This window comes from Streptomyces sp. NPDC048604 (assembly GCF_043199435.1).
Taxonomy (GTDB): domain Bacteria; phylum Actinomycetota; class Actinomycetes; order Streptomycetales; family Streptomycetaceae; genus Streptomyces.
The window spans coordinates 250,781-266,642 of sequence record NZ_JBICVX010000014.1 but is presented as its reverse complement, the minus strand read 5'-3'; the positions used below and the strand labels follow the sequence as shown (position 1 = coordinate 266,642).

The 15,862-nt window shown below is 72.4% G+C and carries 14 protein-coding genes; 4 read left to right on the top strand and 10 right to left on the bottom strand.

Translation table 11 applies throughout. The annotated features are described in order from the left end of the window. Window positions 1-69: 69 nt before the first annotated feature. The 4 genes from ACGFMM_RS27765 to ACGFMM_RS27750 form a co-directional block, all read right to left on the bottom strand. Complete coding sequence (locus ACGFMM_RS27765; protein ID WP_393649188.1) at window positions 70-453, bottom strand: zinc ribbon domain-containing protein; 384 nt, start codon at window positions 451-453, stop codon at window positions 70-72. 134 nt (window positions 454-587) lie between these two features. After that, a complete protein-coding gene (locus tag ACGFMM_RS27760; RefSeq protein WP_393649187.1) occupies window positions 588-1,292 on the bottom strand; it encodes a TetR family transcriptional regulator in 705 nt (234 codons plus the stop codon). 69 nt (window positions 1,293-1,361) lie between these two features. Further along, complete coding sequence (locus tag ACGFMM_RS27755) at window positions 1,362-2,123, bottom strand: SDR family NAD(P)-dependent oxidoreductase (RefSeq protein ID WP_393649186.1); 762 nt, start codon at window positions 2,121-2,123, stop codon at window positions 1,362-1,364. 34 nt (window positions 2,124-2,157) lie between these two features. Beyond that, window positions 2,158-3,312 (bottom strand): acyl-CoA dehydrogenase family protein, encoded by a 1,155-nt coding sequence (locus ACGFMM_RS27750; RefSeq protein ID WP_393649185.1) that lies wholly within the window; start codon window positions 3,310-3,312, stop codon window positions 2,158-2,160. A 126-nt stretch (window positions 3,313-3,438) separates the two neighbouring features. Here ACGFMM_RS27750 and ACGFMM_RS27745 point away from each other — a divergent pair, with 126 nt between their 5' ends. Continuing rightward, entirely contained in the window at window positions 3,439-4,044 is a 606-nt protein-coding gene (locus ACGFMM_RS27745; RefSeq protein ID WP_393649184.1) for a TetR/AcrR family transcriptional regulator, read from the top strand. Window positions 4,045-4,198: 154 nt separating this feature from the next. Here the strand turns inward: ACGFMM_RS27745 and ACGFMM_RS27740 are convergent, their stop codons facing one another. The 4 genes from ACGFMM_RS27740 to ACGFMM_RS27725 all read right to left on the bottom strand — a co-directional run bounded on the left by ACGFMM_RS27740 (window position 4,199) and on the right by ACGFMM_RS27725 (window position 9,821). After that, complete coding sequence (locus ACGFMM_RS27740) at window positions 4,199-5,350, bottom strand: glycoside hydrolase family 6 protein (protein ID WP_393649183.1); 1,152 nt, start codon at window positions 5,348-5,350, stop codon at window positions 4,199-4,201. A gap of 112 nt (window positions 5,351-5,462) precedes the next feature. Continuing rightward, complete coding sequence (locus ACGFMM_RS27735) at window positions 5,463-7,061, bottom strand: serine/threonine-protein kinase (RefSeq protein WP_393649182.1); 1,599 nt, start codon at window positions 7,059-7,061, stop codon at window positions 5,463-5,465. Between the two features lie 89 nt (window positions 7,062-7,150). Next, window positions 7,151-8,302: an XdhC family protein gene (locus tag ACGFMM_RS27730; protein WP_393649181.1), complete on the bottom strand. Its 1,152-nt coding sequence runs from the start codon at window positions 8,300-8,302 to the stop codon at window positions 7,151-7,153. Between the two features lie 43 nt (window positions 8,303-8,345). Next, entirely contained in the window at window positions 8,346-9,821 is a 1,476-nt protein-coding gene (locus ACGFMM_RS27725) for an NCS2 family permease (RefSeq protein ID WP_393649180.1), read from the bottom strand. Window positions 9,822-10,225: 404 nt separating this feature from the next. Here ACGFMM_RS27725 and ACGFMM_RS27720 point away from each other — a divergent pair, with 404 nt between their 5' ends. Both ACGFMM_RS27720 and ACGFMM_RS27715 read left to right on the top strand, forming a co-directional pair. After that, window positions 10,226-11,920: a PucR family transcriptional regulator gene (locus tag ACGFMM_RS27720; RefSeq protein ID WP_393649179.1), complete on the top strand. Its 1,695-nt coding sequence runs from the start codon at window positions 10,226-10,228 to the stop codon at window positions 11,918-11,920. 271 nt (window positions 11,921-12,191) lie between these two features. After that, window positions 12,192-12,968, top strand: coding sequence for a GIY-YIG nuclease family protein (locus ACGFMM_RS27715; protein ID WP_393649178.1), 777 nt, complete (start codon window positions 12,192-12,194; stop codon window positions 12,966-12,968). Window positions 12,969-12,978: 10 nt separating this feature from the next. Here ACGFMM_RS27715 and ACGFMM_RS27710 read toward each other — a convergent pair whose 3' ends face one another. Beyond that, a complete protein-coding gene (locus ACGFMM_RS27710) occupies window positions 12,979-13,362 on the bottom strand; it encodes a very short patch repair endonuclease (protein ID WP_393649177.1) in 384 nt (127 codons plus the stop codon). Between the two features lie 238 nt (window positions 13,363-13,600). On the opposite strand from ACGFMM_RS27710, the gene ACGFMM_RS27705 reads away from it, so the two are divergent. After that, window positions 13,601-14,881, top strand: a complete 1,281-nt coding sequence (locus ACGFMM_RS27705) for a DNA cytosine methyltransferase (protein WP_393649176.1) — start codon at window positions 13,601-13,603, stop codon at window positions 14,879-14,881. A 33-nt stretch (window positions 14,882-14,914) separates the two neighbouring features. Here ACGFMM_RS27705 and ACGFMM_RS27700 read toward each other — a convergent pair whose 3' ends face one another. After that, window positions 14,915-15,853: a DUF3883 domain-containing protein gene (locus ACGFMM_RS27700; protein WP_393649175.1), complete on the bottom strand. Its 939-nt coding sequence runs from the start codon at window positions 15,851-15,853 to the stop codon at window positions 14,915-14,917. Window positions 15,854-15,862 lie beyond the last annotated feature (9 nt).

Sequence of the window (15,862 nt, the reverse complement as noted above, 5' to 3'; positions counted from 1 at the left end):
CCCCGGCGCGGGCGCGCCCCCCCCCCCGCATCTCGCCTCGTCCGCGCGTGAAGCAGCCGGCGCGGCCGTTCAGATCCAGCCGTCGAGCGGGACCTCTTCGCAGAGCCGTACGACCGGCTCGACGCCGGGGACGGACGCGGCGGCGAGTTTCACCCGGACGCCGGGGCGCACCGCGTGCAGCGGACCGTCGACCCGGCAGCGCACCACGAAGCCCTCGGTCATGTGGACGGGCCACAGATCGGCCTCGGCGGCGGAGACTCCGCGGCGGACGGAGACGATGCCCTCGCCCGTGCTGAGTTCGGGGGTGAGTTCGGTGGCCCCGCAGGTCGGACAGAGCAGGCGCTGGAAGGTCGTGGTCTGACACCACTGACAGCGTTGGAAGTAAAGCTCCGAGCCGGCTACCGGCTCGTCGGTACGGGTGGCGGTCCCGTTCCTGAATCCCGTGTGGAACACGATGCCTTCTCCTTGCACTCGACGGCTCGACTGCGCATGAAGACAAAGATATGGCACTGAGTGCCATGAAAGAAAGCACTCAGTTCCCTCTGTTATCAGTTCTCAGCCGAATACGTCGGGCGGCGGGCCGGCGTTCAGCCGTCGCCGAGGCTCGACTCCATCTCGCGCACCACGCGCCACATCGGGGTGTTGCGCCGGGTGATGACAACGACCACGTCCTCGTCCGCCCGGTCCGCCGGGGGCTCGGCGCCCGCTCCGGCCGGGTCCCAGGTGTCGCGGACGAACTGCAGCGCCCGGTCCACCTCGGCGAGCGGGTCGCCCTGGCCGCCGGAGCGCAGCCAGGAGCGCAGCACGTGGTTGTGGGCGGCGACCACGGCGGCGGCCACCACATTGGCGCGCAGGGTGCCGTCGCGGCGGTCGGCGAAGCGGGTGCGCAGGTAGTCGCCGAGGGTCTTCTCGTACCGCCAGACCACCGAGAGCTCGTAGGTGCGCAGGCCGTTCACCTCGCGGGTGAGCCGGTAGCGCTGCACGGAGAAGGTGGGGTTGTCCGCGTACATCCGCATGACCTGGCGGGTGGCCTCGCAGACCCGGACCAGCGGGTCGTCGGTGTCGGCGCTGGCGGCGAGGAAGGCCTGCATCTGGGACAGGGCCTGCTCGTGGTCGGGGAAGACCACGTCCTCCTTGGACGGGAAGTACCGGAAGAAGGACCGCCGGCCGACCCCGGCGGTCTTCACGATGTCGTCGACCGTGGTCTGCTCGTAGCCGCGCTCGAGGAAGAGCTGGAAGGCCGCCGCGACGAGGGCGTCACGCATCGGGGACTTTGCCGGGCTGGTGCTCATGCCCCGAACCTAACACTCAGACCCCTCGCGCGGCGGCACTTGGTGCCATGGCTCAGTGAGCCACCGGGCTCAGCGCGCGGCCATGCGCAGCGCGCCGTCCATCCGGATCGTCTCGCCGTTCAGATAGTCGTGCTCGGCGACCATCGTGACGAGCCGGGCGTACTCCGCGGGCTCCGCGAGACGCTGCGGGAAGGTGACGCTCGCGGCGAGGCCGGCGCGGATCTCGTCGCTGAACCCGGCCATCATGGGCGTGTCGACGATGCCGGGGGCGATGGTGACCACCCGGATCCCGTACTGGGCGAGGTCGCGGGCGGCGGTGATGGTCATGCCGGCGACGCCCGCCTTGGAGGCGGCGTACGCGATCTGGCCGACCTGGCCCTCGAAGGCGGCGATGGACGCCGTGTTGACGACGAGGCCGCGCTGGCCGTGCGCGTCCGGCTCCCGCCGGGCGATGGCCTCGGCGGCCAGCCGCATCACGTTGAAGGTGCCGAGCAGGTTGACGTCCAGGACCGTGCGGAACAGGTCCAGGTCGTGCGGGCCCTTGCGGCCGAGGACGCGCGCCGAGGGGGCGATCCCGGCGCAGTTGACGGCGAGCCGCAGCTCCGCGCCGTCGGCCTCGATGCGCGCGAGCGCCTCGCGGACCGGGTCCTCCTGGGTGACGTCGGCGGCCAGCAGGGTGACGCCGTCGGGCTGCGGACCGGCCGCGGCGACCGCCTTGTCCAGGTCCAGGCCGTAGACGGTGGCGCCGCGGGCGGCGAGTGCGGCGGCGGTGGCGGCGCCGAGACCCGACGCCGCGCCGGTGACGAGCGCGGCGGAACCGGCGATGTCCATGGGACTCCTAGAGAAGTGAGAGTGGCGGGGCGGCTCAGGCGGCGAGCTGGCGGCTGATGACGAGGCGCTGGATCTGGTTGGTCCCCTCGAAGATCTGCATGATCTTGGCCTCCCGCATGTAGCGCTCCACGGGGAAGTCGCGGGTGTAGCCGTACCCGCCCAGGACCTGGACCGCGTCGGTGGTCACCTTCATGGCGGTGTCGGTGGCGATCAGCTTGGCCGCGCTGGCCTGGCGGCTGAAGGGGCGGCCGAGGTCGCGGCGGCGGGCCGCGTCGAGGTAGGTGGCGCGGGCGGAGTCGACGGCGGCGGCCATGTCGGCCAGCAGGAAGCCGAGGCCCTGGTGGTCGATGATCCGACGGCCGAAGGTGGTGCGCTCGTTGGCGTACGCGACGGCGGCGCTCAGCGCGGCCTGGGCGAGGCCGGTGGCGCAGGCGGCGATGCCGAGCCGGCCGCAGTCGAGGGCGCTGAAGGCGATCTGGAGGCCCTGGCCCTCGTCGCCGACGAGCCGGTCGGCGTCGAGCAGCGCGCCGTCCCAGTGGGCGGAGGTGGTGGGCACGGCCTGGAGGCCCATCTTGCGCTCGGGCAGGCCGAAGCTCAGGCCCTCCGTCTGTCCGGGCGCGAGGAAGCAGGAGACGCCGCGGCTGCCCGGGGCGGTGCGGGCGAACAGGGCGTAGAAGCCGGCCTTGCCGCCGTGGGTGATCCAGGCCTTGTTGCCGGTGATCCGGTACGCCGAGCCGTCCGCTTCGTCGGTGACGAGCTCGGCCTTGCAGGAGAGGGACGCGGCGTCGGAGCCGGCCTGCGGCTCGGAGAGGCTGTAGCCGCCGACGGTCTCGCCGGCGAGCATCGCGGGCAGCCAGCGCTCCTTCTGCTCCGGGGTGCCGAAGGAGTGCAGCGGGTGGCAGGCGAGGGTGTGCACGCTGGTGGCGACGGCGACGGCCGCCCAGCGGGCCGCGAGCTCCTCCAGGACCTGCAGGTAGACCTCGTACGGCTGGCCTCCGCCGCCGTACTCCTCGGGGTAGGCGAGACCGAGCAGGCCGGCCTGCCCGAGCGTCGTGAACAGGCCCTCCGGATACGACTCGGCGGCCTCGTGCTCGTCCACGCGGGGGGCGAGCTCCTTGTCGGCGATCTCCCGGGTGAGGGCGATCAGGTCCGCTGCTTCGGGGGTGGGGAGCAGACGGTCGACGTCCATGGCGACTCCAGTGACGCAAGGGCGGCGGGTGAAACGGTACTGCGAGCGGTACCGCAGTACCGTTGAGCGTAGCGCAGACTCCGTCCGCAGTAACCCCCCGAACCGCCCGCCCGGCATACTGTTCGGGTGATCGAGACCCCCGGAGCCGACGCGCCGAAGCTGACGGGCCGCGGCGCGGCCCGCCGGTCCGAGCTGTTCGACGAGCTCGTGGCTCTCTTGGTGGGCGAGGGCTTCGCCCGCTTCACCCTGGACGACCTGGCGGCGCGGCTGCGCTGCTCGAAGCGGACGCTGTACGGGCTCGCGGGCAGCAAGGAGCAGCTGGTCCGGGCGGCGGTGGTGCAGTTCTTCCGGCGGGCGACGACGAGGGTGGAAGCGGTCCTGGCCGCCCAGACGGAGCCGGCCAAGCGCCTGTCCGCCTATCTGCGCGCCGTCGCGGCCGAGCTCGCGCCGGTCTCCCCGCAGTTCTTCGACGACGTGGCCGCGTTCGAGCCGGCCGCCGAGGTGTACGAACGCAATACGCGGGCGGCCGCGGGGCGGGTGCAGCAGCTGATCGAGGAGGGCGTGCGGGCGGGCGTCTTCCGCGAGGTGCACGTGGCCTTCGCTGCGGACGTGATCTCGTCGGTGATGGTCCGGATCCAGCAGCGCCAGGTGGCGGCGGCCACCGGCCTCAAGGACGCCGAGGCGTACGAGCAGCTCGCGGAACTGCTGCTGAGCGGCCTGCGGAAGGCTTGAGGGGTCGGGGGGCGCCTGAGGGGCGGTGGGTGCCTGAGGGGCACGGGGCGCCTGCGGTGGGTGCCTGACGGGCACGGGAGTGCCTGAGGAACGCGGGGCGTCTGCGGGGCTGCGGGGCGCCTGAGGGGCTACGGACGCTCCCCCGGCCGGTCCGCTATTCGGTGGCCTGCGGGAACGTCGGGGTCGCGAGCCGGACCAGCTCCACGGCCTGCTCCGGGAACCACTCCCCCGCCGCCGGGTCGACGGTCCGCCGTTCCGGGTCCTCCGGTCCCGCGGTGCCGCGCAGGCAGCGGCCGTCCGACTCCCCCGGGGTCTTGATCCACAGCCGGGCGTCGTGCAGCGGGTCCCCGGTGTCCGCGGTCGGCCGGGCCCCGGCGCCACGGCCGGGCGGATTGCACCAGTCCTGGGGATCGGCGTACGCGCCGGCCGGCGGCGTCCAGGGGCCGCGCCCGTTGCGGCTGGAGTCGGTGACGAAGTGCTTGGTGCGGGCCGCCGGGATCGCGGCGGCGTGCTCGGCCAGCCAGGCGCGGGCGGTGTCCCGGGACCACTTCTGGTTCGGGCAGGCCGCGGGGTCGCCGCCGCCCGCCGCGTACGCGAGACAGGACGCGAGGAGCCGGCCGAACCAGGTACTGGCGTCGTCCGTGTGGTAGTTGGAGACGTTGACGGCGAAGCCGGTCGCGCGGCCGGCGCCCGCCTCGATCAGGCGCGGCGTCAGGGTGTTGACGGTGTGCCAGCCGGGGTGCCCGGCATCGAGGTACACCGCGGCGCCGGCTAGGGGTTCCAAGGCGTCCACGGCGTACCGGAGTTCGGCGTAGCGGGCGGCGGTCCTGGCGCCGGCCGCGTCGTCCTGGCCGCAGTCGGAGGGCAGCAGCGCGACCGCGTCGGGCTCCAGGACCAGCAGCGCGCGATGGCCGCCGACGCCGCGGGCGACGGCGTCGATCCAGGCGCGGTACTCGGCGGTGGTGCCGGCGCCGCCGCCGGAGTAGCCGGAGCAGTCGCGGCCGGGGATGTCGTACAGGACGAGGACGGGCACCGTGCCCTGTCGGGCGGCGGCCCGGACGACGGTACGCGCCTCGGCCTCCGTCCGCGCCGGGCCCTCGTCCCCGAGCCAGACGGCGTGCGGCGTACGGATCATCGCCAGCAGCCCCGCCGCGTCCCCCCGCTCGTCCCGCGCCAGCAGCCCGCGGTACTGCGCGTGGGCCTCGGCCGAGGCCTCGGGCGTGTGGAACCGCACGGGCTCGGGCGCGCCGGGCGCCGCCACGGAGGCGAGGGCCAGGCCGAGGACGGCGGCGAGACGACGAAGCATGAACCGTCCTCACGACGGACCGGCAGGGTTCCGCAGGAACCTTCCGCCCCGCACGCGCCGATACGCCCCGATCCGGGCCGCGCCACGCCGCACCGTCACCCGGGCGCACGCCTCACGGGTCCGGGACGTCGTCCGGGTCGTCGTACAGCTCGGGTGCGAACCGTCGCAGGGCCTCCCGCAGGCGCTCGCCGTCCACCGTCCTCGGGGACTTGGCGAGAGGGCGGTACACCCACAGACCGCCACCCGTCCGGGCCGTCACGTCATGCTTGACGCGCCAGACGTGCGCCGGTTCGCGGTCCGGGCGGTACCAGGCGGCGACGGCGGACGGGTCGCCCTTCTGCGGGTTCTCCGGCTCGACGGCGATGCGTTCCAGGGTGTCCCAGCGGACGGAGTACGAGGTCTGGGTGCTGCGCGACACCTGGGACTGCGGCACGCGGGTGAAGGTGAGCCCTCGCGCGTCGACGGTGACCATGTCGGGTGTGAGGAACCAACCGGCGATCAGGCCCCCCAGGGAGCCTCCGATGAAGCCGACGAACATCATGAAGCCCGCGCCCAGGACGCCGTTCATCCACCAGCGGTCGTCCCCGATCGACACGGGCCCCAGCTCCACCACCGGCGCGCCGACCGTCACGACCCCGAGCACCAGGCCCAGTGCGGCGCACCAGCCGGCCGCGACCCTCCCGCACAGGGCGGCGTATCGCACCATCAGCTGACGTCGGGTGTACGTGAGCGTCACCGTGCCGTCCGGCCGTCGGACGGGCGGCGCCGGCCGGGGCGTCTCCCGGACCGTCGGCCCGGGCGCCCGGCGGACCTCCGTCGTCAGCTCCGACCGCGGCGGCCGCGCCGTCACGGCCTGCGCACCCGCGCCCGCACCCGCACCCGCACCGGCCCCCTCGCCCGCGCTCAACAGCTCCCGCGCCTTCTCGACGCTCGGGCGGGCCGCCGGGTCCTTCGCCAGCAGGGCGGTGATCAGCGGCTCCAGGCGTCCCGCCCGTTCCATCGGCCTCGGTTCCTCCGTCAGGACCGCGGTCGGGTTCTCCGGGCGGAAGGGCAGCACGCCCTCCACCGCCTCGTACAGCAGGACGCCCAGCGAGAACAGGTCGGCGCGGCCGTCGCTCTCCGCGCCCTGCCAGCGCTCGGGGGCCATGTACCCGGGCGAGCCGATGACGAGCGTGGTGCGGGTGAGCCGAGGGTCGGTCTGCCCGAGGGCGATGCCGAAGTCGGCGAGCAGGACGGCCCCGTGGGTGGAGAGGAGTACGTTGGCCGGCTTCACGTCGCGGTGGACGACGCCCGCCCGGTGGGCCGCGTCCAGGGCCCCGAGCAGCGCCTCGGCGATGACGGCGGCGCGCTCCGGCGCGACCGGGCCGTCGTGCCTCAACTCGTCGGCCAGTGAACGCCCGTCGACCCACTGCATGACGATCCAGGGGACCTTCCAGTGGCCGTCGTCGACCTCGACGACGTCGTACACCGTGACGATGTGCGGATGGTCGCGCAGCCGCGCCGCGTGCCGGGCCTCGCGGGCCGCGCGGGCCAGCAGCTCTGCGCGGGCCGCCTCGGGCAACGAGGTGTCCAGGCGCACCTGTTTGACCGCGACGTCCACGTCGAGCACGGGATCGCGCGCCTGCCAGACCTGGCCGAAGCCTCCGGCACCGAGCGAGCGGGTCAGGGTGTACCGTCCGCCGATCACCGTGCCGGGCCGTGCCTCTGCCACCGTCGCTCCCCCAACTCCCGTTCCGCCGCCGGCGGATCAGCGCGCCACGGAGGTCAGGATAGGGACGCTCTCCTGGCGGCGGGCGGCTTTCACCGGACCGCCACGCGACCGGCCTCGGCGGGCTGCGCGGGCGGGTCCTTGTGGATCGGGGTGTGCGCGCCGGTCAGCGCGACGCCGCTGCCGCCGCGGCGGTGGGCGACGATCTCCGCGCCGATGGACAGCGCCGTCTCCTCGGGCGTACGGCCGCCGAGGTCGAGGCCTATCGGAGAGCGCAGCCGGGCCAGCTCCCGGTCGGTGACGCCGGCCTCGCGCAGGCGCTCGTCGCGGTCCAGGTGGGTGCGGCGCGAGCCCATCGCGCCGACGTAGGCGACGGGCAGTCCGAGGGCCAGTTCGAGCAGCGGCACGTCGAACTTGGCGTCGTGGGTGAGGACGCAGAGCACGGTACGGGAGTCGAGCCGGCCCGCGTCGGCCTCCGCCTTCAGATAGCGGTGCGGCCACTCGACGACGATCTCGTCGGCGTCCGGGAAGCGGGCGCGGGTGGCGAAGACGGGGCGGGCGTCGCAGACGGTCACCCGGTAGCCGAGGAAGGCGCCGACCCGGGTCAGCGCGTCCGCGAAGTCGATCGCGCCGAAGACCAGCATCCGAGGCGCGGGCACGGAGCACTCGACCAGCAGGGTCAGCGGCTGCCCGCAGCGGCTGCCGTCCGCGCCGATCTCCACGGTGCCGGTGCGCCCGGCGTCGAGCAGCGCGCGGGCCTCGGCCGCGGCGGTGCGGTCCAGTGCGAGGTGGCCGCCGAGGCCGCCCTCGTACGAGCCGTCGGGCCGGACGAGCAGGGCCGCGCCGCGCAGTTCCTCGGGGCCGTCCGCGATCCGGACGAGCGCCGCCGCCTCGCCGGAGGCGGCGGCGGCCAGAGCGGCGGGGAAGACCCCGCCGCGGACCGGGGTGACGAGGATGTCGATGGTGCCGCCGCAGGTCAGTCCGACCGCGAAGGCGTCCTCGTCGTTGTAGCCGAACCGCTCGACGACGGTCCCGCCGTCCTCGAGCGCCTGCCGGCACAGGTCGTACACGGCGCCTTCCACACACCCGCCGGAGACCGAGCCGGTCGCGGCGCCCTCGCCGTCGACGGCGAGGGCGGCGCCGGGCTGCCGGGGCGCGCTCCCGCCGACCGCCACCACGGTGGCGACGGCGAAGTCGCGGCCCTGCCGGACCCACCGGTTCAACTCGTCGGCGATGTCCAGCATCTCGGCCTCTCCTCACGGGTGTGGTGGAGAGACGCTAACGGCGTCAGCCGACTCCGAGCCAGCTCTCGATGGGGTGGATGGCGAAGTAGACCAGGAAGATCAGGGTCAGGCCCCACATGAAGGCCCCGACCTCCCGCGCCTTGCCCTGCGCCGTCTTGATCACCGCGTAGGAGATCACACCGGCCGCGACACCCGTGGTGATGGTGTAGGTGAACGGCATCAGGACCACGGTGAGGAACACCGGGATCGCCACGGAGCGGTCGCTCCAGTCGACGTGCTTGGCGTTCTGCATCATCATCGCGCCGATGACCACCAGGGCCGCGGACGCGACCTCGGCCGGGACGATCGCGGTGAGCGGCGTGAAGAACAGGCAGAGGGCGAAGAAGCCGCCGGTGACCACCGAGGCGAGACCCGTACGGGCGCCCTCGCCGACGCCGGTCGCGGACTCGACGAAGACGGTCTGGCCGGAGGCGCCGCCGCCACCGCCGATGATGCCGCCCGCGCCGTCGATGAACAGCGCCTTGGACAGGCCCGGCATGCGGCCGCGCTCGTCGGCGAGCTTGGCCTCGGTGCCGACGCCCAGGATGGTGGCCATGGCGTCGAAGAAGCCGGCCAGCACCAGGGTGAAGACGATCATGGTGACCGTGATGTAGCCGACGTCGCCCCAGCCGCTGAACGAGACCTGCCCGATCAGCGAGAAGTCGGGTGCGGAGACCGCGCCGCCGTGCAGCTCGGGAGCTCCCGCGAACCAGGAGCCCGCACCCTTGGCCGGGATGTCGGCGACCGCGTTGACGATCACGGCGACGACGGTGCCGACGACGATGCCGATGAGGATGGCGCCGGGCACGTTACGGGCCTGCAGCGCGAAGATCAGGAGCAGGGTCACGGCGAAGAGCAGGACCGGCCAGCCCTGGAGCTCGCCGAGTGGGCCGAGGGTCACCGGGCCGCCGCCGGGGGCGGGGTTCTCGTGCACGAACCCGGCCTTCACGAAGCCGATGATCGCGATGAAGAGGCCGATGCCGATCGTGATGCCGTGCTTCAGGGCGAGCGGGATGGCGTTCATGATCATCTCGCGCAGGCCGGAGACGACCAGGAGACAGATCACGGCGCCGTACGCCACGGACATGCCCATGGCCTGGGGCCAGGTCATCAGCGGGACGACCTGGGAGGCCATCACGCCGGAGACGCTGAGCCCGGCCGCGAGGGCGAGCGGGACCTTGCCCCAGAAGCCCATCAGCAGCGTGGTCACGGCGGCGCAGATCGCGGTCGCGGTGATCAGCGCGGGCTGGCTGAGAACGTTGCCGTCCACATCCTTGCCGCCGAGGATCAGGGGGTTGAGCAGGAGGATGTACGCCATCGCCATGAAGGTGGTGATGCCGCCACGCACCTCCGTTCCGACGGTGGATCCTCTTTCGGAGATGTGAAAGTAACGGTCGAGCCAAGAGCGGCCGGAGGGGACGTTCGAGCCGGAGCCCGCGTCCTCCGCGGCGGTCTTGGGCTCCACTGACGACTGGGTCATGGGGCCTACTCCCAAGGTTCACAGGGGCACCCGCGCGCTGGCGGGATTTGGGATTGGTGATTGGCTGCACGACCCGGGGGACGGCCCGAGGCGAACGGGTGAATCTGTTTGCGGGACAACGGCGGGGTCTCCGCCGCGGGAGCCGGCGGGGAAGTCCGGGCTTGTCTCGGCGTCTGTTCACGCGCCGTTAACGCGGTGTGTGGCCTAGTACACAAGCCGGGCTCGCCCGGGTGCAGTCACCGAAACCATGAAGGAGTTGGCTGCTGTCCGCCCTCGTCTTGTAGATTCGAACGAAAGGCGGAGACGAAGCACCTCGCCGTTTCCCTCCGGAAACATGAGTACCCGATCCCCGCCGAGCACCAGACACCTTTGAGACCACTGACGAGAAGAACGGCGGCGACGAGATGCGGCTGCGCGCACTGCTGGAGACCGACGCGCTGGGCCTGCGGCTGCTCGGCGGCGAGGACGAGCTCGACCGTACGGTCCGTGGCGTGATGACGACGGACCTGAAGGACCCCAGCCGCTACCTCTCCGGCGGCGAGCTGGTACTCACCGGCCTGGCCTGGTTCCGGGAGCCGGAGGACGCGGAGCCCTTCGTCCGGATCCTTGCGGCGGCCGGGGTGGCCGGGCTCGCGGTCGGCGAGGCGGAACTCGGCGACATTCCCGACGATCTGGTGCAGGCGTGTTTGCGCCACCGCCTTCCCCTGTTCGCAGTCAACGAGTCCGTTGCGTTCGCGACGATTACGGAGCACGTTGTTCGACAGGTCTCCGGCGAGCGGGCGGGCGACCTGGCGGCCGTCGTGGACCGGCACCGGCGGCTGATGACGTCCGGTCCGGCGGGCGGCGGGCCGGAGGCCGTCCTGGATCTTCTCGGCTCCGACCTGGACCTCCGTGCCTGGGTACTCTCCCCCACCGGCCGCCGGATCGCGGGCGCCGGCGAGTCGCTCGACGCGGCCCGTGCGGCCGGTCTGGCCGGGGAGCACCTGGCCGCCACCCGTACCGGAAGGCGCGGTCCGCACCGGGTTTCCGTCGGAGGATCCACCTACTCTCTGTTCCCGATCCGAAACACCGGGCGTACGGCGGCCCCCGCCTCCCGCGACGTCCGGGAGTCGGTGCTGTCCGACTGGCTGCTGGCCGTCGAGGCCGACGCCGGCGACTGGCCCGCCGCCCGGCTCGACCTGCTGCAGGGCGTCACCCAGCTGATCGCGGTCGAACGCGACCGGCGCGACGCCGCCCGCACCGTGCGCCGCCGCCTCGCGCAGGAGGTCCTGGAACTGGTGCAGACCGGCGCGGCGCCGGCGGAGATCGCGGCCCGCCTGCGGGTCGCCGCCCCGGTCCTGCTGCCCGGCCTCGGCACCGCCCCGCACTGGCAGGTCGTCGTGGCCCGCGTGGAGTGGGACCAGGACGGCGGGACCGGCCCGGCGGTCGAGGCCGGACCGGTGGCACAGGCGCTCCTGGAGGAGATCCTGGTCGACCCGGGGACGGCCGGGGCGGACTCCGCCGACCGGATCGCCGTCGCCCACACGGGCGAGGAGGCGATCGCGCTCGTCCCGCTGCCGGCGGCGCCGCTGCCGGACAGCGAGGACGAGTCCGCGCCGGAGGTGGGCCTGCACGCGGACGCCCTGCTCACGGCCGTCCGCGAGCCGCTGTCGGCGGGCCTCGCCGACGACGGCCGGCTGACGCTGGGCGTCTCCGCCGCCGTCCACTCCGCGGAGGGGCTGCGGGGCGCCCTGGAGGAGGCCCGGCACGCCCGGCGCGTCGCCGCGGCCCGTCCGGGCCGGGTCTGCGCGGCCGGTCACCACGAGCTGGCCTCCCACGTCCTGCTGCTCCCCTTCGTCCCCGACGACGTCCGCCGCGCGTTCACGGCCCGCCTGCTGGACCCGCTGCGCGACTACGACCGCCGCCACAGGGCCGAGCTCATCCCCACCCTGGAGGCCTTCCTCGACTGCGACGGCTCCTGGACCCGCTGCGCGACCCGTCTCCACCTGCACGTGAACACGCTGCGGTACCGCGTGGGCCGGATCGAGCAGCTCACCGGCCGCGACCTCTCCCGCCTGGAGGACAAGCTGGACTTCTTCCTGGCCCTGCGGATGTCGTAGCCCGCGGCCCTTCGCGGCCTGAGCCCGGCGGGCCGCCGGGCTCAGGCCGCGAAATGGCACACCAGGAGGGCCAGTCGGCGGTCGTGAGCGTGCGCGGGAAGTCGGCCGCTGCGGCTCAGGCCCGCCAGACCGTGCAGACTCGCCCAGCACCTCGCCGTGAAGAGCCGTCGGCGCGCGCCCCCGTGCCGATCGTACGAGGACTGATGTGATACGAATCCAGGTCGCAAGGACCCGTTCGTATCAGTCTGACCATCTGAGGATCGCGACCCTGATGACCCCGCCCCCGGCTCCGAAGCGTGCTGACCTGCCCGCCCCGCTGGTCCGGGATTTCCGAAGCCTTCTGGAGCAGGCTCTGGAGGCGACGGACGCCGAGGGGCGTAAGTGGTCCGATGCCAAATGGGGTTGCTACGCGTTCTACGACTACGACGGCGAGCCGATTTACGTAGGCCAGACCAACGAGCAGCTGCGGACGCGAGTTCGCAGGCATCTGACCAATCAGCGCACCGACGCCGTGGCGATGCGCATCCTGGACGTCTTCGAAGTCGCGGAGATGGAGCTGTGGCCGCTCTGGGAATTCGAGGGCGCCAACGCCAAGGACAAGGACACCCGAAGCCGTCTCGACGCCGTCGAGTACTCGGCGTATGTCCAGGCGATCTGCGAGAGCCGGTTCCACGCGATCCTCAACGAGAAGATCCCCCCGCGTTCCGCTCTCGTCGACCTTCCCCCGTCTCGACGCTTCGAGCTGGCGAGCGCAGAGACGCGTCGGGAGCGCGGGCACCCCGACATCCGCATCGCGCGCCGGGCCGAGACGCTCTCCCGCCTGACTGCCGTGGCGCACGAGCGGGGCGTCGTGTCCCCGGGACTGCGCAGGGTGATCGTCGTCCAAGCTGTGCGCCTAGCTCATCTCGCGGCATCGCGGCTCGCGTACGCCGAGGGCCGACCTGAGCCCTCCGCCGGCGCGATCGACATCAAAGGTCTGGTGGGGACGCTCTTCCAGGAGCACTCCGAGCAGGCGGATCCCGACGACGGGGACTCCGACCTGGACTGACGGCCTGCCGCTACGAGGCGGCGCGGCGTTCCTTGACGGCCTGCTCGACGATCACCGCCGCAGCGACGGGGTCCTCGTGCTCCCAGAACCGGATCACGAGCCACCCTTCATCGGTCAGGCGTGTGGTGGTGTCCAGATCCCGCTCGCGATTGCGCCGGACCTTCGCCGTCCAGTACTCGGAGTTCCGAGCGGCCTGCGTGTGGTGCTCGGGGCAACCGTGCCAGAAGCACCCATCAAGGAAGATCGCGACCTTCTGCCTCGGGAACACGAGGTCGGCGGTGCGGCGCAGCGTCGGCACGGGGCGGGTCGCGACCCTGTACCGAAGCCCCCGCGCGTGGACGGCCCTGCGTAGAGCCAGCTCCGGTTTGGTGTCCCGGCTGCGGTTCGCCTGCATGCTGGCCCGAGTGCCGGGAGTCGAAGCCCACGATTCGCCCGAATGCGTCACACAGACGATTATGACGCCTCGGACGCCATGATCGCCGACGGTTCCCGACCCGGGGGCACATTCCTCTGATCGCCTCCCGGCACCCGATGTCAGTGGCTCCGGCTACGTTGACGATCACGTGACCGTAGCGCCGCCGGGAGGACCTGGCAGGCAGGGGCCTGCGGTCCTGGGCGTCTGGAGCAAGATCATGAACGACCGAACGACCGCACCGGTCGTCGACCCCGATCTGGGTTCGGGCAATCCGGCAGCGGTGGAGGCGGCGACGTGTTCTAGGATCCGGGACGTGACTCTCGCGCCCGCCGTAGCCTCCGTACCCCCTCCCGCAGCACCCTCGGAGCAGCCCGCCGCCCCGGCTCCCGCCGTGGCGGAGTTCTTCGCGGGCATCGGGCTGGCGCGGCTGGGCCTGGAGGCAGCGGGCCTAAAGGTCGTATGGGCGAACGACATGTCCACCGACAAGCGCGACATGTACGCCGGGCACTTCGCCGACGAGCACGACCACTACGAGCTCTGCGACATCAAGGAGATCGCCGAGGACGGGAACGCGTCGGGCCTGCCGCGCGACCTCGATCTCGCCTGGGCCTCCTTCCCCTGCACGGACCTCTCGCTGGCCGGCGGACGCAAGGGCCTCGCGGGCAAGCATTCCGGGACGTTCTGGGATTTCACCAAGATTCTGGAGAACCTCGGCAAGGACCGCCCCTCCGTGGTCGCGCTCGAGAACGTCAACGGCTTCGCGACCAGCCACGGCGGAGCCGACCTCCGGGCGGCCGTCCAGGAACTCAACAGGCTCGGGTACTCGGTGGACGTCCTGACGTTGGATGCCCGCAGCTGGGTTCCGCAGTCTCGCCCGCGTCTCTTCCTCATCGGTGCTGAAAACGCTCCCAAGGAAGAGGACCCGGAGAATCGGAACGCCCTGCTGCGACCGTCCTGGCTGGATCCTGTACTCGACGACGACCTGGGTACTCACCGCGCTGCCCTGCCCAGCCCTCCCCCGCACCGTGTTGAAGGGTGGACGACTCTCATCGAGAGGAACGATCCCGTACCCGCGGACGTCTGGTGGGACGATCAGCGGCAGAAGAAGTTCGAGGACCAGCTCTCCGAGATCCAGCTTCAGCGCATCGCCCAGCTGCAGGAGAAAGGTTCGGTCGTCTATCGGACCGCCTATCGGCGCACTCGCGGCGGGAAGCCGGCCTGGGAGATCCGGGCGGACGACATCGCCGGCTGCCTGCGCACGACCGGCGGCGGCTCCTCGAAGCAGGCCGTGGTGGAGATCGGCCCGGAGGCCGTGCGGACGCGGTGGATGACAGCGCAGGAGTACGCCTGCCTGATGGGTGCGGACGACTACACGCTTCCGACCCGCACGAACCAGGCGCTGATGGGCTTCGGCGACGCCGTCTGCGTCAACGCCGTCGCCTGGCTCTCAGAGCACTATCTGAGGCCGCTCATCGCGCAGCAGAAGAAGAGCCGCTGACCGAGGAGAGCCCGGGTCCGTACAGACCCGGGCTCAGCCGCCTGCCGCGTCTCGCGCGTCGAAGCCGCGTCGCAGGAAGTCGGGATCCGGCGTCAGGCGGCTCGGCAGCCACATGGACGCCGGCGGCGTGAGAACGGCCGATGTCTCCCACTTGAACCCGGGAGTGTCGCCAGGTACGAGGGCGCGCACCGCAGCGGCGGGCAGCTCCCGTATCTCCCGAACGTCTGCGGCCGTGATCCGGTCCGTGACGAACGCACTCGCCTCGAACACCACCTGAACGATCCGCCATGCGTCCCCGCGGCGGACGCTGGTGTCGAACTCGTTGCGGGACAGATGGAAGCTGTCGGCCGTGCGCGGTCCCGCCGCCTTCACCTCCAGGAACCGGATGGGTCCGTCGGACAGCTCCACGTCGTAGCCGTAGGCGTCCGAGATCCGGGCGACGTGCAGCGGCTTCCTACCGGCCGCTCTCAACGCCGCGACGACGATCTCCTCCGCGGCATCGCCGATCTCCTTGGCCAGGTCCGGCTCCTCGCGATCGCCGACGAGCCGGCGAGCCTCCGTCAGAACCTCGTCGAGGGCCTCGCCCAGCCAGCTCAGCGCTTCGAGGTCGGGCTGAGGGATGTACGCGCGCTCGACGCTCTCGCTCCCCACGGCCACGCGCAGCCAGGCAGGCGGCTGGGCCGCCAGCAGCGTGACCGCCGCGTGGCGCATTGCGCGGCGGGAATCGCCCGACGCGGCCAGCGCCGCCAAGGGACGCGTCAGCCCTATGCTCCCTTCCTCGCCCGTCGAGGCGAGCCCGGCTGCGAGCAACGCCTGTGCAGGAGAGTGCAGGTCCGTCGCGGCGGCGAGGTAGGAGCCGTGCTGCCGCGCTGCCGTCACCCACTCGTCGACGCCCTGCCGTGGGGAGAGCCTCGCCACGTGGGCGAGCAGGACCGCCGCATAGGCGACGCCGTGCCGAGGAAGCAGATCCATGACTGCCCT